Source organism: Chryseobacterium sp. JK1 (genome assembly GCF_050632815.1).
In the GTDB taxonomy this organism is placed as follows: domain Bacteria; phylum Bacteroidota; class Bacteroidia; order Flavobacteriales; family Weeksellaceae; genus Chryseobacterium.
The window spans coordinates 180,077-196,319 of record NZ_JBODRU010000007.1 but is presented as its reverse complement, the minus strand read 5'-3'; the positions used below and the strand labels follow the sequence as shown (position 1 = coordinate 196,319).

The 16,243-nt window shown below is 32.6% G+C and carries 37 protein-coding genes; 32 read left to right on the top strand and 5 right to left on the bottom strand.

Going from position 1 to position 16,243, the window contains the following annotated elements:
- Positions 1 to 227: 227 nt before the first annotated feature.
- The 3 genes from ACQ76T_RS24215 to ACQ76T_RS24205 are packed head-to-tail and all read right to left on the bottom strand — an operon-like array spanning position 228 to position 1,756.
- Entirely contained in the window at positions 228 to 782 is a 555-nt protein-coding gene (locus ACQ76T_RS24215; protein ID WP_431345756.1) for a hypothetical protein, read from the bottom strand.
- A 37-nt stretch (positions 783 to 819) separates the two neighbouring features.
- Positions 820 to 1,215: a hypothetical protein gene (locus ACQ76T_RS24210; RefSeq protein ID WP_431345755.1), complete on the bottom strand. Its 396-nt coding sequence runs from the start codon at positions 1,213 to 1,215 to the stop codon at positions 820 to 822.
- Positions 1,216 to 1,228: 13 nt separating this feature from the next.
- Complete coding sequence (locus tag ACQ76T_RS24205; RefSeq protein ID WP_431345754.1) at positions 1,229 to 1,756, bottom strand: hypothetical protein; 528 nt, start codon at positions 1,754 to 1,756, stop codon at positions 1,229 to 1,231.
- A 218-nt stretch (positions 1,757 to 1,974) separates the two neighbouring features.
- Here ACQ76T_RS24205 and ACQ76T_RS24200 point away from each other — a divergent pair, with 218 nt between their 5' ends.
- Both ACQ76T_RS24200 and ACQ76T_RS24195 read left to right on the top strand, forming a co-directional pair.
- The gene (locus tag ACQ76T_RS24200; RefSeq protein ID WP_431345753.1) at positions 1,975 to 2,265 is read left to right on the top strand and encodes a hypothetical protein; all 291 of its coding nucleotides are present in this window, start codon (positions 1,975 to 1,977) and stop codon (positions 2,263 to 2,265) included.
- Entirely contained in the window at positions 2,225 to 2,731 is a 507-nt protein-coding gene (locus ACQ76T_RS24195) for a hypothetical protein (protein ID WP_431345752.1), read from the top strand. Before ACQ76T_RS24200 ends, ACQ76T_RS24195 begins: the two co-directional genes overlap by 41 nt.
- A gap of 227 nt (positions 2,732 to 2,958) precedes the next feature.
- Here the strand turns inward: ACQ76T_RS24195 and ACQ76T_RS24190 are convergent, their stop codons facing one another.
- Positions 2,959 to 3,417: a helix-turn-helix domain-containing protein gene (locus tag ACQ76T_RS24190; RefSeq protein WP_431345751.1), complete on the bottom strand. Its 459-nt coding sequence runs from the start codon at positions 3,415 to 3,417 to the stop codon at positions 2,959 to 2,961.
- Positions 3,418 to 3,884: 467 nt separating this feature from the next.
- Here ACQ76T_RS24190 and ACQ76T_RS24185 point away from each other — a divergent pair, with 467 nt between their 5' ends.
- From ACQ76T_RS24185 to ACQ76T_RS24125, 13 genes are all read left to right on the top strand, one after another.
- Positions 3,885 to 4,085, top strand: coding sequence for a hypothetical protein (locus tag ACQ76T_RS24185; RefSeq protein WP_431345750.1), 201 nt, complete (start codon positions 3,885 to 3,887; stop codon positions 4,083 to 4,085).
- Positions 4,086 to 4,144: 59 nt separating this feature from the next.
- The gene (locus ACQ76T_RS24180; protein WP_431345749.1) at positions 4,145 to 4,534 is read left to right on the top strand and encodes a hypothetical protein; all 390 of its coding nucleotides are present in this window, start codon (positions 4,145 to 4,147) and stop codon (positions 4,532 to 4,534) included.
- A gap of 82 nt (positions 4,535 to 4,616) precedes the next feature.
- The gene (locus tag ACQ76T_RS24175) at positions 4,617 to 4,919 is read left to right on the top strand and encodes a hypothetical protein (RefSeq protein ID WP_431345748.1); all 303 of its coding nucleotides are present in this window, start codon (positions 4,617 to 4,619) and stop codon (positions 4,917 to 4,919) included.
- The gene (locus tag ACQ76T_RS24170; RefSeq protein WP_431345747.1) at positions 4,916 to 5,107 is read left to right on the top strand and encodes a hypothetical protein; all 192 of its coding nucleotides are present in this window, start codon (positions 4,916 to 4,918) and stop codon (positions 5,105 to 5,107) included. Before ACQ76T_RS24175 ends, ACQ76T_RS24170 begins: the two co-directional genes overlap by 4 nt.
- 118 nt (positions 5,108 to 5,225) lie before the next feature.
- A complete protein-coding gene (locus ACQ76T_RS24165; protein WP_431345746.1) occupies positions 5,226 to 5,603 on the top strand; it encodes a hypothetical protein in 378 nt (125 codons plus the stop codon).
- 14 nt (positions 5,604 to 5,617) lie between these two features.
- Positions 5,618 to 5,893, top strand: a complete 276-nt coding sequence (locus ACQ76T_RS24160; RefSeq protein WP_431345745.1) for a hypothetical protein — start codon at positions 5,618 to 5,620, stop codon at positions 5,891 to 5,893.
- A gap of 2 nt (positions 5,894 to 5,895) precedes the next feature.
- Positions 5,896 to 6,408, top strand: a complete 513-nt coding sequence (locus ACQ76T_RS24155; RefSeq protein WP_431345744.1) for a hypothetical protein — start codon at positions 5,896 to 5,898, stop codon at positions 6,406 to 6,408.
- A 43-nt stretch (positions 6,409 to 6,451) separates the two neighbouring features.
- On the top strand, positions 6,452 to 7,228 hold the full coding sequence (locus ACQ76T_RS24150) for a hypothetical protein (protein WP_431345743.1): 777 nt from the start codon (positions 6,452 to 6,454) through the stop codon (positions 7,226 to 7,228).
- A 3-nt stretch (positions 7,229 to 7,231) separates the two neighbouring features.
- Positions 7,232 to 7,507 carry a DUF3127 domain-containing protein gene (locus tag ACQ76T_RS24145; RefSeq protein ID WP_431345742.1) on the top strand — a complete coding sequence of 92 codons (276 nt, stop codon included), beginning with the start codon at positions 7,232 to 7,234 and terminating at the stop codon, positions 7,505 to 7,507.
- A 46-nt stretch (positions 7,508 to 7,553) separates the two neighbouring features.
- A complete protein-coding gene (locus ACQ76T_RS24140; protein WP_431345741.1) occupies positions 7,554 to 7,970 on the top strand; it encodes a hypothetical protein in 417 nt (138 codons plus the stop codon).
- 99 nt (positions 7,971 to 8,069) lie between these two features.
- Complete coding sequence (locus tag ACQ76T_RS24135; protein WP_431345740.1) at positions 8,070 to 8,960, top strand: DUF6291 domain-containing protein; 891 nt, start codon at positions 8,070 to 8,072, stop codon at positions 8,958 to 8,960.
- Positions 8,961 to 9,045: 85 nt separating this feature from the next.
- Entirely contained in the window at positions 9,046 to 9,708 is a 663-nt protein-coding gene (locus ACQ76T_RS24130) for a hypothetical protein (RefSeq protein WP_431345739.1), read from the top strand.
- Positions 9,692 to 10,336, top strand: a complete 645-nt coding sequence (locus ACQ76T_RS24125) for a hypothetical protein (protein WP_431345738.1) — start codon at positions 9,692 to 9,694, stop codon at positions 10,334 to 10,336. Before ACQ76T_RS24130 ends, ACQ76T_RS24125 begins: the two co-directional genes overlap by 17 nt.
- Here the strand turns inward: ACQ76T_RS24125 and ACQ76T_RS24120 are convergent.
- On the bottom strand, positions 10,333 to 10,488 hold the full coding sequence (locus ACQ76T_RS24120) for a hypothetical protein (RefSeq protein WP_431345737.1): 156 nt from the start codon (positions 10,486 to 10,488) through the stop codon (positions 10,333 to 10,335). The two genes, ACQ76T_RS24125 and ACQ76T_RS24120, sit on opposite strands and share 4 nt — an antisense overlap.
- 160 nt (positions 10,489 to 10,648) lie before the next feature.
- On the opposite strand from ACQ76T_RS24120, the gene ACQ76T_RS24115 reads away from it, so the two are divergent.
- The 17 genes from ACQ76T_RS24115 to ACQ76T_RS24035 all read left to right on the top strand — a co-directional run bounded on the left by ACQ76T_RS24115 (position 10,649) and on the right by ACQ76T_RS24035 (position 16,186).
- On the top strand, positions 10,649 to 10,840 hold the full coding sequence (locus tag ACQ76T_RS24115; protein WP_431345736.1) for a hypothetical protein: 192 nt from the start codon (positions 10,649 to 10,651) through the stop codon (positions 10,838 to 10,840).
- Between the two features lie 13 nt (positions 10,841 to 10,853).
- Positions 10,854 to 11,138: a hypothetical protein gene (locus ACQ76T_RS24110; RefSeq protein WP_431345735.1), complete on the top strand. Its 285-nt coding sequence runs from the start codon at positions 10,854 to 10,856 to the stop codon at positions 11,136 to 11,138.
- A 73-nt stretch (positions 11,139 to 11,211) separates the two neighbouring features.
- Positions 11,212 to 11,457 carry a hypothetical protein gene (locus ACQ76T_RS24105; protein ID WP_431345734.1) on the top strand — a complete coding sequence of 82 codons (246 nt, stop codon included), beginning with the start codon at positions 11,212 to 11,214 and terminating at the stop codon, positions 11,455 to 11,457.
- A 15-nt stretch (positions 11,458 to 11,472) separates the two neighbouring features.
- Positions 11,473 to 11,958, top strand: coding sequence for a hypothetical protein (locus tag ACQ76T_RS24100; protein ID WP_431345733.1), 486 nt, complete (start codon positions 11,473 to 11,475; stop codon positions 11,956 to 11,958).
- Between the two features lie 2 nt (positions 11,959 to 11,960).
- Positions 11,961 to 12,248 carry a hypothetical protein gene (locus tag ACQ76T_RS24095; protein WP_431345732.1) on the top strand — a complete coding sequence of 96 codons (288 nt, stop codon included), beginning with the start codon at positions 11,961 to 11,963 and terminating at the stop codon, positions 12,246 to 12,248.
- Positions 12,245 to 12,496 (top strand): hypothetical protein, encoded by a 252-nt coding sequence (locus ACQ76T_RS24090; RefSeq protein WP_431345731.1) that lies wholly within the window; start codon positions 12,245 to 12,247, stop codon positions 12,494 to 12,496. Before ACQ76T_RS24095 ends, ACQ76T_RS24090 begins: the two co-directional genes overlap by 4 nt.
- Positions 12,493 to 12,969, top strand: coding sequence for a hypothetical protein (locus tag ACQ76T_RS24085; protein WP_431345730.1), 477 nt, complete (start codon positions 12,493 to 12,495; stop codon positions 12,967 to 12,969). Before ACQ76T_RS24090 ends, ACQ76T_RS24085 begins: the two co-directional genes overlap by 4 nt.
- Entirely contained in the window at positions 12,966 to 13,307 is a 342-nt protein-coding gene (locus tag ACQ76T_RS24080; RefSeq protein ID WP_431345729.1) for a hypothetical protein, read from the top strand. Before ACQ76T_RS24085 ends, ACQ76T_RS24080 begins: the two co-directional genes overlap by 4 nt.
- Before the next feature lie 11 nt (positions 13,308 to 13,318).
- On the top strand, positions 13,319 to 13,510 hold the full coding sequence (locus tag ACQ76T_RS24075) for a hypothetical protein (protein ID WP_431345728.1): 192 nt from the start codon (positions 13,319 to 13,321) through the stop codon (positions 13,508 to 13,510).
- A gap of 32 nt (positions 13,511 to 13,542) precedes the next feature.
- A complete protein-coding gene (locus ACQ76T_RS24070) occupies positions 13,543 to 13,983 on the top strand; it encodes a hypothetical protein (RefSeq protein WP_431345727.1) in 441 nt (146 codons plus the stop codon).
- 8 nt (positions 13,984 to 13,991) lie between these two features.
- Complete coding sequence (locus ACQ76T_RS24065; protein WP_431345726.1) at positions 13,992 to 14,288, top strand: hypothetical protein; 297 nt, start codon at positions 13,992 to 13,994, stop codon at positions 14,286 to 14,288.
- Between the two features lie 39 nt (positions 14,289 to 14,327).
- Positions 14,328 to 14,534 carry a hypothetical protein gene (locus tag ACQ76T_RS24060; protein ID WP_431345725.1) on the top strand — a complete coding sequence of 69 codons (207 nt, stop codon included), beginning with the start codon at positions 14,328 to 14,330 and terminating at the stop codon, positions 14,532 to 14,534.
- Complete coding sequence (locus ACQ76T_RS24055) at positions 14,516 to 14,749, top strand: hypothetical protein (protein ID WP_431345724.1); 234 nt, start codon at positions 14,516 to 14,518, stop codon at positions 14,747 to 14,749. Before ACQ76T_RS24060 ends, ACQ76T_RS24055 begins: the two co-directional genes overlap by 19 nt.
- Positions 14,750 to 14,751: 2 nt before the next feature.
- Positions 14,752 to 15,093 carry a hypothetical protein gene (locus tag ACQ76T_RS24050; RefSeq protein ID WP_431345723.1) on the top strand — a complete coding sequence of 114 codons (342 nt, stop codon included), beginning with the start codon at positions 14,752 to 14,754 and terminating at the stop codon, positions 15,091 to 15,093.
- Between the two features lie 86 nt (positions 15,094 to 15,179).
- Positions 15,180 to 15,593, top strand: coding sequence for a hypothetical protein (locus tag ACQ76T_RS24045; protein ID WP_431345722.1), 414 nt, complete (start codon positions 15,180 to 15,182; stop codon positions 15,591 to 15,593).
- On the top strand, positions 15,590 to 15,991 hold the full coding sequence (locus ACQ76T_RS24040; RefSeq protein WP_431345721.1) for a hypothetical protein: 402 nt from the start codon (positions 15,590 to 15,592) through the stop codon (positions 15,989 to 15,991). Before ACQ76T_RS24045 ends, ACQ76T_RS24040 begins: the two co-directional genes overlap by 4 nt.
- A 3-nt stretch (positions 15,992 to 15,994) precedes the next feature.
- A complete protein-coding gene (locus ACQ76T_RS24035; RefSeq protein WP_431345720.1) occupies positions 15,995 to 16,186 on the top strand; it encodes a hypothetical protein in 192 nt (63 codons plus the stop codon).
- Positions 16,187 to 16,243: the final 57 nt, after the last annotated feature.

The window sequence follows — 16,243 nt, the reverse complement described above, 5'->3', positions numbered from 1 at the left end:
TAGCAAAAAAAAACGTTATATATAGCTTTTGAAATGCTGATATATAACGTTTTATAAAAATTGCAGAGAGGAAGGGATTCGAACCCTCGATACAGTTACCCGTATACTACCTTTCCAGGGTAGCTAATTAGTTTTCTATGTAATTGATATATAGTGTTTTGTGAGATTTTATTTGTGAAAATGTGTAAATAATTTGTAAAAACTGTAAATTTTGTAAATCCCCAAAATTACCAATTGTCATCATGTTTTGAATATTTAGATACATCAAATAGTTGAGCAAATGAGTAGTTTACTATTCTTGATGCGCGTCCATCGAAAGCACTTTTAAAAAACTCTCTATCATTTGTTAGGGCGTAGGATTCTAAATTATCATCACCACTACTTGTAAAGCCTATTCCGCCTGAGAATATTGACAGGCTATCTCCTTTCAATTTAATATTAGTTGCTGTTACTCTGTATTTGCCTTCTTTGAATTCAATTTTAAAATTGCCAAAGAATTTGGAACTATTTTTTAGATAAATTGGAGTTCCCATACTCGTAAAGCCAGCTCCTTTAAAATCCATTATGAAGTCTGATATTTCTCCATTTAAAATATGAGTGTCTTCACCTGTAAATTTAATTTTGCCAGTAGATAGAAGTATATCTTTAACCTCAGCAATAGTCTTAGATGATTCGTAAACCCTTTGCCATAGTACTTGTTTATTAGAAATTACAAATGCTGATTCCTGAGCATGTGTAAAAATGGAAAAATAAATTATGAAGAATAGAAATATTTTTTTCATGATAAATATTATTAAATAATTTTTTATATAAATACTTTTATTTTTTATATATGTATACATTCTCAATTGTTACATTTGGACTTTTGGATACATTTGTAATAGTAAGAATATTTCCTTCGAAATTTACGGTTTCCCCATTAATAGAATTTGTGCTTATGTTATAATTGTATTTAAAATTTCCAATTAAAGAACACTTACCCGACTGTGCTCCATATACTTCAACATTTACATTGTTGTCTTCATTAATTAAATAATTTGTTTTGCCACTACATGATCCTTCATGAATGCTTTCGCTATCTTTAACTCCGTTTACTATAGCATAGTTTTTTACGAGAAAATACCGTCCTGTATAACTTGGTACAGTTTCTTCTGTGCTGCTAGAACATGACAGTATTAAAATGTTTATTACGGCTAATATTGTAAAGATTCTCATAGTATGTTTTTTATTAATTTTTTTTTCCAAAAAGTTTATTTATTTGACTTTTTATAAAAGGTGCAGTAAAAATTTTCTGATCATTAGAATCTATTCCAAATGAAACAGCATAAAACATAGTTCTAGAATTAAAATCCAGATATAAATTACCCTCAGGAAAAGTAAGTGTAACGACTTCTTTCTGCTTTGTTTCAAAATGGGAGTTTATTACATCATACAATTTTTCCAATGTGTCAGGCTCTGTTTTAAATATGAATTCATAAAATCCACTTTTAACACCTTCATTTCCTTTTCTAATTTCACTTTGCAAATTGTTTATATTTTGTTGGCTTTTAGTTTTAAAAGTAGATAAAGGATCAAAGCCCATAGTTTTGGTTCTAAAATCAATCAATTTTATTTTAGCAACATCAGTATTAATGAGTATTGATGTATCATTAACTTCTTTACCTAATATATGCCAATTACTTGATTGATCTGAAACAACAAATTGTCCAAATGCCATGCTAGAATTTAGAACAATGAATAGAAATATTTTTTTCATGGTTTTAATTTTACTCAAATATAATAATAATTAAAAAACTCATTTTTACGGGTTTCCGTAATGTCTTAATTTGATTCAATAAAAATTATATATTTGCTGATATATATCATGGTTTTATGAAATAATGTATTATATTAGCAAATCATGAATTAGTGATATAATATTGCGTAAGTCGTTGATTTAATTAGTATTTTTACCTGAATTTAAAACTTTTATAAATGAAGACAAGACTAATTATTTTAACCGCTGCAGCAGCAATGTTACTTTATTCATGCTCAAATGATCGTGATGAAGAGGTGAGAAAAGATGCAATTGAAGCGGTAAAAAACAGTAAACCAGAAAATTTAAAGTTAAACCCGAAAGGACTCAGCGCTAGAGGAGGTGATTTAGAGAGCAAAAGTGATACTATAGTTGTCAAAGCTCTTAACTCCGGGCCGCAAGATCCTATAGACCTAACAGATCCAGTAGATGGAGGAGATCCGACAACAATTACACCGCCAAAAAGGTAAAAATAAATTAATCATTTGGAAAATTACAGGCTCGATATTAGTAATAGTATCGGGTTTTTTGCCATTCTTAGATAATATTATAGTTTGGTTTAATCCTTCATTTGCTAATTATCAAAATACTATTGGCGGATACTTAAGAAATGATTATTGGCTTCTATCGCTATACTATACAACTATTGCAGTAATTATTGGTAAGTTTATGAAGGCTTATCATTTGACTTTCTATTTCCCTCTTTTTGCTTCAATTTATTGTTCAACAATGTATGTATTAATGTTTGTTCTAGGTATAAAATTTGAACCAGAATGGCCCCACAGAATAGGATTGATATTAATGATGATACCTGGTGCTTATGTCTTATTTAGATTTGTAAATCATGTCAAAAATCTAATTCTGGCTGACGAAATGCAGTATAGAACAATAGAGCGAATTTATAACCAAAATAATAAAACCGATGCAAAGAATTAATCGAGAACAGAGAGGTTTTATTAGGCAGCTACATTATAGAAATGAGGATTTTTTAGATAAAGGTCTCATAGAATATGATGAGTATATTAAAAATAACTTTTTATTACTAAGGCAGGTCCGGTTCTCTAATCTAAATAACGAACAAAAGTTGTTATTATCCGAGTCTGTATCGTTAGAAATTAATGTAGAGAAATTTCGTTTAGGAATCAAAATTGTTCAGTTAGGCTTTAATTAACTGAATTTCTATCTTTTTTTAACTTCTCATAATCATCCGCCTTTAATTTGAAATGCCTTAAAATTGGAGCTAAAGATATTTCCATCGTTAGGGTTAAGTGATCAATCATGTCTTTCAATTCTTCGTTTTCTTCCTTTAATTCCATAATATTATTATGTAATATTTCCATTTGTTTATCATGAGGAAGGTTTTTTATTTCAGAATTACTTGTTTTTGCTTCGCTTGCACTAGTTTTTTCTCCTGTAAGTAATATGGATTTGTTCAAACCATATAATTCAGATAGTTTTTCAGCAAGTTTTTTTCCTATACTCCTTTTTCCATTAATAATTCCGGATACATATTGTTGAGAAACACCAAGGTCACTTTGTATGTCTTTTTGAGAAATATTGTTTTCCTTAAAATATTCCTTAAGGTAACAACTTATTTGGTTGTTGATGTCTTTGTGTTCCATTGTTGTTTATAATAAAATAGTTTCCAGCTTTATATTAAATTATAAGGCGTTTGCAAAATTATATCTTTCGAATTCCAATAAATATCAGGGTTTTTACGGGATTTATTAAAGTTTCATCCGCATTGTAAATTTTACACCTGAAAATCAGATACTTAAATAATAACAACTAAAAAAGTTGTATTAAAACTTGCAAACAACTAAAAAGGTTGTATATTTGCTATATCAAAACGATAGAACAAAATGAAAAATCAAGCAAATATACTAAAACCTCGAAAAATAAGAGGTGAAGTGTTTCGTAAGATTCTAGACGATTATCCACTTAGGAAAAAAATCGCGGAAGAAACAGGGAATAGAGAGTCTACGGTAACAAATTGGGCTTACCGAGAGTCTGAGAAAGTGTCAAACTATTTCGCAATCAATGTTATTAAAAAACATACTGGTTGGAAGGACAATCAAATTTTTCAATCATGAACCTAGACTATCAAATAGCAAAGGATTACTTATTAAAACTTCCTTTAGATCAGAGAGAGGATTTATGTAAGTCAACATTATTAGGATTAAAGACAAGGAAAAAGACTAAAAAAGAGATTGAAAATGAGTATACGAGTTTTTTAAGTAAATCAAAGTCATTTCAAGATTTCAAAGCAAAATACGGTATAAAAAAATGAGCCGTCCTGCGACAACAGAACGACTCGGTCAAATCGAAGTAATCGCTAAAAATTACAACATGGCAAAAGTACAAAAAACAATCTTTGGTTATCAAATTAAATCATTTGAATTTTTGAGAACCTACAATTACAGATTTAGAAAGCATTTGATCTCCGGTGTTATCTGGCTGGAAGAATCAAAAAGAGTAAGAGTTGAAAGGGGGAGTTACTACCTCATCAATTTAGAAGGACAGAAAGAGGGAGTCTTATTAAAAACAAATCCGGGATATAAAAGGATCAAACGAATGATCGCCCGATGGTTCTCAGGTTATAGAAAAAATGGAAGTCTGCAGCATATGGGTTATTGGAAAAGCAGAATAATTGACGGACTTCACAATATAAATCTGTTTAAAACCTCATCTGTTAAATTCTCAGAAAACAGGTCTAAATTTTTAAAATTAGCCTCATGAAGACTTTATTATTTCTTATCAAATGCTGGTTTGTACAGCAAACAATGTATATAATAGAATACTTACTTAAAAAACAATAATCATGGAATTTAAAGGAACAAAAGGACGACTTATTTACAAACCAACACAAAAAACAAATGGTAAAGTAGATAAATTCAGAGTTTTTAAGGAGGATAAACAAGGGTTTTATGATTCAGGATTGTGTTTAATAGAAAATGATAATGACGAATCTGAATATAATGCATTGTTATTCACAAAAGCCCCTGAAATGCTTGAAGAGATAAAGAGACTTGTAAAAGCCTTGAAAATAGTGTCACCGTATCGTGTTACGGGATCAGTAATAGATCACGCTGAAAAACTAATCAAAGAAGCAACAGAGTTATGAGCATTACAGACTACCTCCAACGTCCAATTACGGAAAGAAAACAAATAATATCTGTACCGGTAGGGATTAAAGACCCTTTGTGGTTGGAAAGATTAAAAACTGCAGTATTAGACCTTAATCCTTTTGTGGTAATGTTTAATCAGGATTTAATAAACGAATACTGGAAACTTAAAAAATCACAAGCATGAAAAGATTAATCGCAAAAGTATTCGGTGAAAAAGTAACATTTCTAAATGTTAACACCCGAAAGTATCACACTCAGTACTGGTATAAAAATAAATTCTATTAACAATCAAATCAATAATCATGACAAAAGAACAGAAAATACAAGAAGCTTGGGGAGAATATTACAAGCAAATTAAAAATGAATTAGATAAACATGGTAGATATAGCTACAGTGATCAAAACACTAGCGAAAGAAAGCGCAAAATGTGGCAATTTGAAAATATAGAGTGTCATCAAATTAACGATATGGAATTAATAATTCCTTCAAGTATTAAGGGTATCGAAACCAACAACGGGTGGATTAAGATTAAAAGCGAGTATGACGCGCCTGATGAGGATGTATGGGTTTGCAATATTAATGGAAATAGAAGTGCCTTTATTCATGATGCAGGAGAGCTTTTCGGCCCCAATTCAACCCACTACCAACCGGTTCAAAAACCTAAACCGCCAATTTACTAACCAAAAATGAAGATATGGAACCAATTGACTACAGCAGAGGAAGGAATAACGCTAATTCCAAACTCGCATTCCAAAAAGTAAAAGATACTATTCCCTCAATGTGGCAGAGAGTATTAAATGAAGTAGACGGAATAAAATCAACAATTGAGATCGCAAATTTACTGAGAGTACCAATACACGCTATTTCCGGAAGGTTCTCAGAGCTAAAAGCAAAACAGAAAATCTATCAAACCTCATCAACAAAGATCGGCAGTAAGCATTACGCGGTCTATTCTAAAACAATTAATTAAAAATGGAAAAACAATCTAAAACACATTTCCGAAAAGTTTACAAATCTGACCATCTGGGGGTGGCTGATCTGGAAGACTATCTGGAAGATGGTAAAAGGCTTGTTTTCAAAATACGGGAAGTTAAACAGGAGCTGGGAGTAAGTGTTGCGGGAAAAAAAGGAAACTTCAATATCGCATATTTTGAAGAGCAAATTAAGCCATTAGTATTAAATGCAACAAATGCTGCAGTATTAAAAGGATTCTCAGGATCATCATTCGTAGAAGACTGGAAAGGACTTTTAATCGAATTATTCATTGACTCTACGGTAAAAATGAAAGGTGATGTTGTTGGAGGAGTAAGAATTGTAAAGAAGCAACCAATCATTGATACAGACTTGACAAATGAAATTAATTCATGTAAAGATGTTCCTTCTCTTCAATCATTGTTTACAAAGATGTCAAGGGAGCAACAACAGAAATATAAAGTATTAGTAACTGAAAGAAAAAAACAATTAGAGAATGTTAAGAGTGCATGATTTTTCAAATTACAAGTTTAGGCCACACGCTATAGGTAAACTTATGAAAGGGATTCCAAAGCCTTTGACAGAATCTCAAAAAGAAACATTGATTGGATTACTTGAAAAACAAAGTATAGGCAAAATAACCGAAAAACAAACAATTACCCTTGGCGATTTGCTTAAAAAGAAAAATGCAAAACCTATCCTTTCAGATGGTGCAAAAACATACTTAAAGTCAATTTTCAAAGATGAGATTTTCAACAGGAAAAAGGAAATTCATAACAAGTACTTATCAAAGGGAATTGCCGTAGAAGATGATAATATCAATCAGTACAATGAAGTACGAGGAACATTTCTAATAAAAAATGAAGTGCGATATGAAAATGAATTCTTTACAGGCGAAATGGATATTGAAGAAGAAGATGAGATTATCGATTTCAAAAGTTCATGGGATTACTCAACATTTCCTCTTTTTGAAGAAGAAGTTCCAAACGAAGATTATGAATATCAACTTCAAGCTTATATGGATCTACGACCAAATGTAAAAGTAGCCAAATTAGTTTACGGTCTAGTAGATACTCCAGACGATTTGATTTTGGATGAAAAGAGGAGGGCTGCTTGGAAGTTAGGATTTATTGACGGACTTCCAGAAGATCTAGATGAAGAAATTACTAAAAATATGACTTATGCAGATATTCCTAAAGAAGCTAGAATAAAAGAATTCATCATTTATAGAGACGAAAAAACGATTGTCCAAATGAAAGAGATGATAGTCATGGCAAGAGAATATCTAAACTCACTTACTACAACATTAGCAACACACTTAAAATTAATTTAAACTATGGAATTACAAGGAAGCATTAAAAAAATAAAAGATACTGAAACATTCGCATCAGGATTTCAAAAAAGAGAATTCATTCTATTAACTCAAGAACAATATCCTCAACCTGTAAGTATCGAAATTATGGGAAATAAAATAGACATATTAGATCCATTTAAAGAAGGCGATAATGTTAATGTAGGAATTAACATACAGGGCAGAGAATGGACTTCTCCACAAGGTGAGACTAAGTATTTCAACACAATAGTTGCCTGGAAGATCCAAAAGATTTCCTGATAATAAAAACGCTTAATCCGAATCGAAAACGACAAAAAGAAAACCAATGAAAAATCCAAAAACAAACCCAGCAATTGAAGCTATCAAAAAAAGACTAATGAGTGATATAGGGTATATTCCCGGAGATAACATTCCAAATAGCACAGTATCAAAAACAATCAGTTTATTAGATGCTACCGCCACACTGGAATACGCAAAATCTCTTAAACGTCCTGTTAGAATGGCAAAATCTGACGAGTGCCAGTTCTCAATTGAACTTCAGAAAAAAATGGAAAAAGAAGAAACAGGATTTAAAGATGTAAAATCCGCTGCTAAGTATCTAAATGTATCTGAGACGACCATCAATAAATTAAAGAGGGAAAAGCAAATCACAGAGGTGAGTAAATATGGAAAAGCTCACTTCAGAACTTCTGAACTCGACCTCATCGCAATGACAAACCCTTTTTTTATTGCCAGAGCCTAACTGAGCTACCGACTCAGAAACCCGCAAACCATGTAGAATGATGTGTTAAAATATACATGGTAATTTGAATGAATTTTTACTAATAAATAATATAGAAGAATGGAACGAGACGGATTTGTTTTTTACCGAAGCTTCTATGAAGGAATCAAAGATCTGCCGAGAGATATTCAGGGAGACGTGCTTACAGCCATAATGGAGTATGGTTTAAATGGAGTAACAACTGAAAATCTAAAGCCCATAGCAAGAGCTATATTTACTTTGATAAAACCTCAGCTAGATGCTAATAATCAGAAGTTTATGAACGGTAAAGGTGGAGGAAGACCACCTAAAGAAAAACCAAACCATAACCTAGAAGAAACCAAACCAAAACCAAACGATAACCAAACGATAACCAAACAGGAACCTAAAGAGAAAGTAAAAGTAAAAGAGAAAGAGAAAGTAAAAGAAGAAAGTAAAAGAGAAAGTATTCCCCCAAACCCCCAAGGAGAATTAATTGAGAATTTATTTTCAGAAGAAGGAATAGTTAAATCACTTGAACAAGTAAATACTGGTTCTGAAAAAAAAGAAAAAATCTGCGCCAAAAAAGAAAGTGAAATAGTTGATTATTTCCACGAAAAATGTAAAAACCTACCAAGAGTCCAGGTTGTAAGTGATAAGCGAAAAACGAGTATTAAAACGCGCATAAAAGAGTACGGAGAAGAAAAGGTATTGAAAGTAATTGAAATGGCAGGTGAGTCAAAATTCTTAGCGGGCGACAACTACAAAAACTGGACAGCTGATTTTGACTGGGTATTTAATTCTTCAAACTTCATCAAGATCATGGAAGGAAATTACAAAAATAAAGATACTGACAATGGAAAATCAAATTACCAAACAGGAGCCTCGGGAAATAATCCACCTTCACAACAGGCAACTTACAATATCCAAGACGCAGCTGGAAGGCTTGCCGAAGATTTTGCAAAGGGAAATATTCCTGGAGTCTATCGCTAAGTCTTCATCCGAGATCAAGGAAAAGCTTGTAAACGACATACTGACACTTTTTCAGGTACGGGAACGCCAAAGGGAGAAAGATGAAATGAAAGATACTTGGTTGTTGTTCATCATGGACTACCGCCTGACGGCTTCAGAGATTTTTCAAGCACACAGAATGGCATTAAAGCGTGAATTGTTAGACCAAAATGGAAACGAGATTGAATGTCTGCCAATGCTATCAACCAACACAACCGGAAAGATCCTTAAAGCGTATGAACGTTACAAGCAAAACGATAAGCAACTTGAAGCCGGAAGAGAACAGTTGAAAAAGATTTTAAATCCGGAGCCCGAAAGGTCCCCAGAGGAAGTAAAAGCCGAAAAGAAAAAAAATTGGGATAGTTTGGTTGAAGCAGTTAAAAATGGAGAAAAATGTGATCATGCATTTCTTTTTTACGAATTCGCAATCAAGAAAGGCGGGTTGTCGGGCTTTGTAAGTGACAAGGATGGGCAAAAAATCGCCATAAAAGATAAAATGACACAAATCCTTGCAAAAGAAAAAGCAAAGCCAAGTTCGGTCTTATTTAACGCTTTTGAATTAAAGCAGCTTTCAGAGTATTTTGAAGATAAGAAAAAAGCAATGACCAATGACATCGCTTATTCTTTTGACAGGCTTCATGCAATGGCAATAACTCATGTAAAAAACGATAAAGTTTACCAATGGGTTGAGGAGCAAATTAAATCCAAAAATCATGAAGACAAAAGTTAAACGCACTCCATCGGATTTGCTGGATGATCTTTCGATTTTCATTTATAAATTAAGACAATCAAGCTATACGCTTAAAGAAATTGCTCAAATTGTGAATAAAGATCATTCAACAGTTATATATCACTTACGTAAGTATGAAGGATTATCCCAGTTTAATCAGGAATTTAAAAATAGAATAATAAACTTTAACGAAGAACACTTTTTAAGAAAAATGAACATTGCAAAATTATTTAAAACACCTGTTAGCTCAATGCCTGTATCCGCATCGTTTATTGAAGCTAAAAAAGTCAATGCAAAACCGCTTATAAAACCTATTGCAGGGCCGGAAATGTACAATGAAAAAGACCGGGAGACAGTTGAAAAATGGTTAAGTTTCTGCGCTATCGGAACCACTATAGTAGATACTGGCACAAAGATGCTTAAGAATAAGGGTTTAATCCATTCAAGGGATGGTGTTTTTGATCTTATCACTGCATTTAAACAACTAAATAAGCACTTTACGGGAAATGAGAATTTCGATCAAAAAGAGATAGGTATTGAGGATTTTATTTTCTCTTTTCTAACATCATCAGAGGAAGAACAAAAGAGAGTTGTTAAGTTCCAGGAGTCGTTATTGAGGAAAAGCTAATTTTCAAACTTATTGATGGTATATACCTCGTCATTAATTGTAAGTTCAAATTTTGAATCCTTTGATCGGTAAGCTTTCATATACTCAGCATTGGAAACGTCTCTTTTATAAAGTTTTTCCAATAGATTTTTCAGGTTAGTGTCAACTGCCACAACCTTGCATTTATAAAGGGCTGTAAATATATTTTTCAATCTCTTATCCATTTTACAAATGTAAATAAAATAACAAATAATAACAAAATATTTGTTCATGTAAATAAAACGACGTATATTTACAAAGTCAAATCAAAGTAACAATCAAAAATTCAACAACATGAAAAAATCATTTAATCTAGAAAGCTTAATTATTCCAGGATTTGTTTTAATAATCCTAGCATTCTTAACAATTGCAGCTTTTCCATCCGGAAATACTCAAAATCGTGATAATAAAAAATTCGTTGGTGTAGATGCTGCAGGATTTAAGCATTATCCAAATGGTGATATTGAAAGATGTGGAACTCTTTAAAATCAATTGCATTATGAAAAATTTTGAGAAACTAAAAAAGAGAAGACCTGAGATAGCAAAAGACCTAGAGTCTATGACCAAAGAAGAGCTATTAAACCATTATGCAATTGAACTTGAAGAGAAGGATGGTTTGGAAGATTTTAAAGACACGTACGATGATTATCAGACCAATTTGGAATGTATTGTCAATTCAGCAAAACAGTGGCTTGTTAATAATAAAAAAACTAAGCATCATCTTTTTATCAGCATTGAAAAAATAGAGTTGATATACACTAATGTTGAAACAGAGTGGATTTAACCATTTAAAAATATCCCACCTGGCGGTCATAGATCGGCTGCCAGGATTTTAAAACAACAAAAAATAGAATATTATGGAAAATAAAAATAGAAGGCGTTGTGGGCCTGCAAATTCTTTCGATAGAAAATACTTAGAAGCAAATCTAGTTGGTGAAAATCATAGAGGCTCTAAAGTAACAGCTGTTACAAGCAAGTACATATATACTGAGAATACCAAGTATGAAAAGAAGGGTTATCGAATTTCTTTCATAGAAAAAGAAGGATCTGAAAAATACATAACTCCCGATACATCTGGAGACACAGAAGGAGATAGATGTTAAAACAAAATCATAACAATGGGAAGACCAAATAAAAATGTTTTTGAATATGATTTCAATGGAAAGTATCTAAGGAAATGGACTAGTGAAAATGATTTTCGAAAGCACTACTATACTGAAGATAAAGGTAATAGGCCTTTGTTCGTTGACGATATAAAAGGCATATATTACCACATAACACATAATGACACTATAGCTCTAATCGAGAGACCTGGAAGAGATTTTATATTATATATGCTTCGTGTTCACAATTCCGAACTATGTAATTTTAAGAAAAACGAAGGCTATTATAAACCAATTCAAATGTTTAATCTAAAAGATGAGCTATTAGCTGAATTTTCAAGCTTAAGAATAGCTGAGTATCTATTGAAAATTTCCAGAGTCAGTATATCAAATCAGTTGAAACGTGGAGATAGAAAAACAAGAGGACTGACGGGTGATTACTATTTTCAATATAAAAATACCGATCAAAAGCCAGATCCAGAAAACGAAAACAACGTGTAAAAATGAAAACAAAATTTAAAAAAGTATTAGTGTCGGAGAGACTGCCGGAAGGTGGACAAAATGTGATTGTAATTTCCGGCGATGGTAAAAGTGGAACATGTTATTTTCTTCGTGGATTATGGCATGGTCAAAAAAATGGAGAGCCTAAATATTGGCTAGAAGAAGTGACTGATAACGAGGAGGAGATGAGTGAGCTTATACATCATATTAGCGAAACAATGCCTTCAGGTAGTTCTCTACAAGAAAAAGCCCAAACATTACTTACCAAACTAAAAACAAAAGAATCATGAGTCACCAAGAGAAACAAAGAATATTTGATGAGTATGCGAAGAGCAACAGTTTTGATTGTTGGATTGGGTTACAAAAATCCTGTGATCCAATAATATTAAAACGACATGTTTTCAGAGTCTGCGATCTCGTCCAGGAGGAACAGCAGAAGAGAATAGCGGAGAGCGCCAGAACAAGAACAAATGACGAGTCTACTTCAATTATCGTTGACAGATCCTCAATCACCAACCCTGAAAATCTTATCAAATGAAACTAATATCAATGACAGAATTCGTTCAGCAACAGAAAGTAGGGAGAAGTGAAAATTACACACCCTTAGAGGATTATATAAGGTCTATTGAGAAATACGCTATGTTTCTACGACAACCCCTCACATTAGCAATGTTTGTTTCTGTAGATGAAACGGGAAATATTTTAGAAAAGCCAGTGCATTATGAAGAATGGTTAAGTGAGTACAACAGAGGATTTAATCATGATTTTGAAGCTTTAATTCAAAATGAATTTAGGAAGGCAAAAGAAAAAGTACTATTTGAAATACCAAGGGATAATATTGAAGTACATGAGGATGCGATTATGTTCAATGATAACAGATTTATTGTGAGTAGGAAAACTGGAAAGCTTATGTACTTCAAAAAAACAGCTTCTACGATTGAGGATATTGCCAATGATCCTGATGTGAAGTTTTACTTAACCCCATCAGCAATTAAACAAATAGGACTATGAAAGCACTAGAAGAACTAACAGCCGATATACGGGAGAAGCTACCGAGGCTGAGGATTGAATTGAATGTGACATTTAAAAGAAGTACTCAAAGAGTTGATGATTATTTTTTTAAATCTCCAATGCTTAACGATGTCCTGGAATGGCATTCAAAGTATTATTCAAAAAACAGTCATTTTGAAGTTTTCAATGTTGTAATGAATAATGAAAAGCATTCGGCCGGCGTTTTCCTTGATTATTCAGAAGAAGACACAGGACGATTTATATGGGATTTGTCAAAGCCTTACCTTAAAGACCAATCTCCTGAACTTATAGAATTCTTACATGGATTGATTAACTAAAAAACAAAACAATGACAGAACAGCAGAAAATAATACTACAGGCCTTTCAGTACAGTTATGGTAATTATAATGATGAGGGAAAGCTTGAACAAGTTTTGGAAGCTTTGGAAAAAGCGGAACGTAGCGAATACCTTCCACATACAATAAAGACAATTCTTATAGAAGTCGGTTTTTTGAATAAGAAACCTCAAAAAATTACATAATCCGGACTTAAATATTTAAATGAAAATAAGCCATGACAAACGAAGAAAAACTAAGAGTATACGCAGCGTATCTGCCGTATGGATTGCAACTTCAACACAAGTATAAAAAAGCTAAGCATAATGGAGAAACTGTATTGAGAAGTTGGGTTAAGCCTTTAGAGCATTTAGATTTAGGCTGTTTGTTTCCATATCGAAAGGATAGTTTTGACTGGAAACCAATTATTTATCCATTAGATTTTTTAACCAAGGAGATAGATCATGAGGGAAAGGCTGTTGTAATTTTTGACGAAATAAGAAAGGAAACGAATGCTGCCAACTTCGTGAACATAGAAAGGTATTTAATGAGTATTGAAGATGGCATGGCAGGACATCTCCCATACTGGGTAGTAAATACCTTAATACGTCATCATTTCAACGTCTTCAACCTTCCGGAATGCGAATACATAAATAAAGCAACTTTAACCAATAAATAAATTATACAATGGAAAAATTTAAAACACTAAAAAGTAACGAGAAAGGATTGACATGGAAAGAAGTAAAAGAAATTTTGAATTCTAAAAATGAAGAAGACCTTAATGTTCGTGCCTTCTTCTGGAAAATTGATGATGAAAACGCTGAAATATCAGGTTATTCAATTCAGGAAGTTTTGGAAGCAGAAGAAGACCATATAAACCCATCTGGAGAAGGAATTGAACCCGTTAGTACTTATGAAGGTGAAGATATTTCTGGCGAGCCTGTTATTTATAAAAAAGGCGCCTTACTTGGTCTTATTGATTAACCCCGTGCCATCTTAGGGTGGCACTTTAAAACAAGAATTATGGAAAAATACTTATTACAAAAACACCCGCGTCATACACATTGGTGGATAAAAGATGTCTATCTACATGAAAGTTACAATACTTTACGAGGAGTTAGATATATGACTATTTGCAAGGCTATTGGATTTGACGATGATGATTTTTGCAGTGATAAAAAAGCTGAAAGTATAATTAAAAACAAAGAATTATGGCAAACGGAAAAATAGAAACTTATGATGAGGCGGGAAGAGCTATTAATCTTTGGCTTAAAGATTATTGCGATGAAAATCTTCCATTTTGGGAAATGATAACACAAGCAAGTCGTACAGCAATTACACATATTAAGCTTCTGGAAGAGGAAAACAAGAAACACCGAGAAAGACTAAATAAAATACGAGAAGAAGGAAAGCATCTTTTCTCAATCATAACCCAAAATACTTAATAATGATAGCACCGAAAGAACTACGTTTAGGAAATTTGGCTACAATTGATAATCCGGATTTCCACAAACAAATGAAGGATATACCGGTAATAGTTAACGGGATCAACTTAACGCAAGATAAGGATTTCCCAGCATCATCAGCCTCTATATCTGTTACAGATGGAAAGTTTTCATACAGTCAATTCAACGAATTTATTTCTCCCATAGATCTAACAGAAGAGTGGCTCGAAAAATTCGGATTAAGAAACTCGGAAACTGGATATGAGATAATAGTAAAACAAACTAAGTTTTCAGCAATCAGAGCTAAAGGATTCTTTTCTGTTGGATTAGCCGGTCCATTTTGACTTTACTTAGTAAAGTTGAATTATGTGCATCAATTACAGAATTTGTATCAATCGGTGTTTTTGGAAGAACTTAAAATTAAAGAATTATGAATCTACAATTGTCTTTAAAAAAGCGATGGTTTGAAATGACTAAATCTGGCATTAAAACCGAAGATTATAGAGAGATAACGCCTTATTGGTTAAAACGATTGATGTTTTATTCTGCTGACGGATATACCCTCACAAATAGTGAATTGGAAGAAGCTTGCTCGGATATTCTTTCATCAAGTCAATCTTCATCTGATTACACAGAGCATTTAGAGTATCATTTAGATAATTGGTATTTGAAATTTAAATCATTCTCTATTAACACAATGACTTTAGGTTATCCTTCAAAAAAAGATACTGAAAGAATTTTAAAACTTGAACACAAAGGAATTGAGATCCGGGAAGGAAATCCTGAATGGGGCGCCGAACCTGGACGAATATATTTTGTAATAAAACATGGGAAAATACTATGAAAACTTTAGAATTAACAACAAATAAAAGACTCCTTATTGTGGAAATGACGGGAGAATTAGAAACTACAGATTTGTATGGATGGAATTTGCAGCCTGTAAAAAAGATCTGCAAAGGCTCCGAGCTTACTGAGGAGATTGCAAGTAAATTCGTTTTAGATCACGAATTTTATGATAAAAACATGGGCAGATCATACCATGGATACAAAGATTACAAAGAGAATGATTATGTATTGCAGTCGGCTTTCGAATCCTTCATATCTGCTATTGAGTCGAAGGGATGGTATTGGGATAAGAATGATTTAACAGATTCGATACTACCTCCTGAGATAGATGAATGGAAAGATGCTCAGTCCAAGACCTTAAACCCATCAAAATGTATAATATTTGAAATACTTTAGAAAATGATAACGCCAAAAGAAAAAGCAGAGGAAATTCGTGACAAGTTTCACCTGATTACACCTTCGCAAATTTCATTAGGAACCGAAAGTGCTAAAGTGTCGGTTGATGAGATAACCGAAATACTTTGCAACTTAGAACTTCTAGAAGAACTGAAGTTTTGGGAAGAAGTAAAATCAGAACTTGAAAAAATGTAATTACGGAAACCCGTAAGCAAGTACAAAACAAAAAAAGTAATTTAAAAGCATGAAAGA

What these genes read in the sequence shown, in the direction of transcription:
- ACQ76T_RS24060 (WP_431345725.1), top strand. Translation starts at nt 14,328, where the DNA reads ATGGAAAAATACTTATTACAAAAACACCCGCGTCATACACATTGGTGG.
- ACQ76T_RS24095 (WP_431345732.1), top strand. Translation starts at nt 11,961, where the DNA reads ATGAAAACAAAATTTAAAAAAGTATTAGTGTCGGAGAGACTGCCGGAA.
- ACQ76T_RS24170 (WP_431345747.1), top strand. Translation starts at nt 4,916, where the DNA reads ATGAGCATTACAGACTACCTCCAACGTCCAATTACGGAAAGAAAACAA.
- ACQ76T_RS24105 (WP_431345734.1), top strand. Translation starts at nt 11,212, where the DNA reads ATGGAAAATAAAAATAGAAGGCGTTGTGGGCCTGCAAATTCTTTCGAT.
- ACQ76T_RS24100 (WP_431345733.1), top strand. Translation starts at nt 11,473, where the DNA reads ATGGGAAGACCAAATAAAAATGTTTTTGAATATGATTTCAATGGAAAG.
- ACQ76T_RS24070 (WP_431345727.1), top strand. Translation starts at nt 13,543, where the DNA reads ATGACAAACGAAGAAAAACTAAGAGTATACGCAGCGTATCTGCCGTAT.
- ACQ76T_RS24175 (WP_431345748.1), top strand. Translation starts at nt 4,617, where the DNA reads ATGGAATTTAAAGGAACAAAAGGACGACTTATTTACAAACCAACACAA.
- ACQ76T_RS24110 (WP_431345735.1), top strand. Translation starts at nt 10,854, where the DNA reads ATGAAAAATTTTGAGAAACTAAAAAAGAGAAGACCTGAGATAGCAAAA.
- ACQ76T_RS24165 (WP_431345746.1), top strand. Translation starts at nt 5,226, where the DNA reads ATGACAAAAGAACAGAAAATACAAGAAGCTTGGGGAGAATATTACAAG.
- ACQ76T_RS24125 (WP_431345738.1), top strand. Translation starts at nt 9,692, where the DNA reads ATGAAGACAAAAGTTAAACGCACTCCATCGGATTTGCTGGATGATCTT.
- ACQ76T_RS24145 (WP_431345742.1), top strand. Translation starts at nt 7,232, where the DNA reads ATGGAATTACAAGGAAGCATTAAAAAAATAAAAGATACTGAAACATTC.
- ACQ76T_RS24040 (WP_431345721.1), top strand. Translation starts at nt 15,590, where the DNA reads ATGAAAACTTTAGAATTAACAACAAATAAAAGACTCCTTATTGTGGAA.
- ACQ76T_RS24210 (WP_431345755.1), bottom strand. Translation starts at nt 1,215, where the DNA reads ATGAGAATCTTTACAATATTAGCCGTAATAAACATTTTAATACTGTCA.
- ACQ76T_RS24200 (WP_431345753.1), top strand. Translation starts at nt 1,975, where the DNA reads ATGAAGACAAGACTAATTATTTTAACCGCTGCAGCAGCAATGTTACTT.
- ACQ76T_RS24055 (WP_431345724.1), top strand. Translation starts at nt 14,516, where the DNA reads ATGGCAAACGGAAAAATAGAAACTTATGATGAGGCGGGAAGAGCTATT.
- ACQ76T_RS24195 (WP_431345752.1), top strand. Translation starts at nt 2,225, where the DNA reads ATGGAGGAGATCCGACAACAATTACACCGCCAAAAAGGTAAAAATAAA.
- ACQ76T_RS24065 (WP_431345726.1), top strand. Translation starts at nt 13,992, where the DNA reads ATGGAAAAATTTAAAACACTAAAAAGTAACGAGAAAGGATTGACATGG.
- ACQ76T_RS24045 (WP_431345722.1), top strand. Translation starts at nt 15,180, where the DNA reads ATGAATCTACAATTGTCTTTAAAAAAGCGATGGTTTGAAATGACTAAA.
- ACQ76T_RS24090 (WP_431345731.1), top strand. Translation starts at nt 12,245, where the DNA reads ATGAGTCACCAAGAGAAACAAAGAATATTTGATGAGTATGCGAAGAGC.
- ACQ76T_RS24190 (WP_431345751.1), bottom strand. Translation starts at nt 3,417, where the DNA reads ATGGAACACAAAGACATCAACAACCAAATAAGTTGTTACCTTAAGGAA.
- ACQ76T_RS24135 (WP_431345740.1), top strand. Translation starts at nt 8,070, where the DNA reads ATGGAACGAGACGGATTTGTTTTTTACCGAAGCTTCTATGAAGGAATC.
- ACQ76T_RS24160 (WP_431345745.1), top strand. Translation starts at nt 5,618, where the DNA reads ATGGAACCAATTGACTACAGCAGAGGAAGGAATAACGCTAATTCCAAA.
- ACQ76T_RS24130 (WP_431345739.1), top strand. Translation starts at nt 9,046, where the DNA reads ATGAAAGATACTTGGTTGTTGTTCATCATGGACTACCGCCTGACGGCT.
- ACQ76T_RS24140 (WP_431345741.1), top strand. Translation starts at nt 7,554, where the DNA reads ATGAAAAATCCAAAAACAAACCCAGCAATTGAAGCTATCAAAAAAAGA.
- ACQ76T_RS24205 (WP_431345754.1), bottom strand. Translation starts at nt 1,756, where the DNA reads ATGAAAAAAATATTTCTATTCATTGTTCTAAATTCTAGCATGGCATTT.
- ACQ76T_RS24215 (WP_431345756.1), bottom strand. Translation starts at nt 782, where the DNA reads ATGAAAAAAATATTTCTATTCTTCATAATTTATTTTTCCATTTTTACA.
- ACQ76T_RS24115 (WP_431345736.1), top strand. Translation starts at nt 10,649, where the DNA reads ATGAAAAAATCATTTAATCTAGAAAGCTTAATTATTCCAGGATTTGTT.
- ACQ76T_RS24075 (WP_431345728.1), top strand. Translation starts at nt 13,319, where the DNA reads ATGACAGAACAGCAGAAAATAATACTACAGGCCTTTCAGTACAGTTAT.
- ACQ76T_RS24080 (WP_431345729.1), top strand. Translation starts at nt 12,966, where the DNA reads ATGAAAGCACTAGAAGAACTAACAGCCGATATACGGGAGAAGCTACCG.
- ACQ76T_RS24155 (WP_431345744.1), top strand. Translation starts at nt 5,896, where the DNA reads ATGGAAAAACAATCTAAAACACATTTCCGAAAAGTTTACAAATCTGAC.
- ACQ76T_RS24180 (WP_431345749.1), top strand. Translation starts at nt 4,145, where the DNA reads ATGGCAAAAGTACAAAAAACAATCTTTGGTTATCAAATTAAATCATTT.
- ACQ76T_RS24050 (WP_431345723.1), top strand. Translation starts at nt 14,752, where the DNA reads ATGATAGCACCGAAAGAACTACGTTTAGGAAATTTGGCTACAATTGAT.
- ACQ76T_RS24185 (WP_431345750.1), top strand. Translation starts at nt 3,885, where the DNA reads ATGAACCTAGACTATCAAATAGCAAAGGATTACTTATTAAAACTTCCT.
- ACQ76T_RS24035 (WP_431345720.1), top strand. Translation starts at nt 15,995, where the DNA reads ATGATAACGCCAAAAGAAAAAGCAGAGGAAATTCGTGACAAGTTTCAC.
- ACQ76T_RS24085 (WP_431345730.1), top strand. Translation starts at nt 12,493, where the DNA reads ATGAAACTAATATCAATGACAGAATTCGTTCAGCAACAGAAAGTAGGG.
- ACQ76T_RS24150 (WP_431345743.1), top strand. Translation starts at nt 6,452, where the DNA reads ATGAAAGGGATTCCAAAGCCTTTGACAGAATCTCAAAAAGAAACATTG.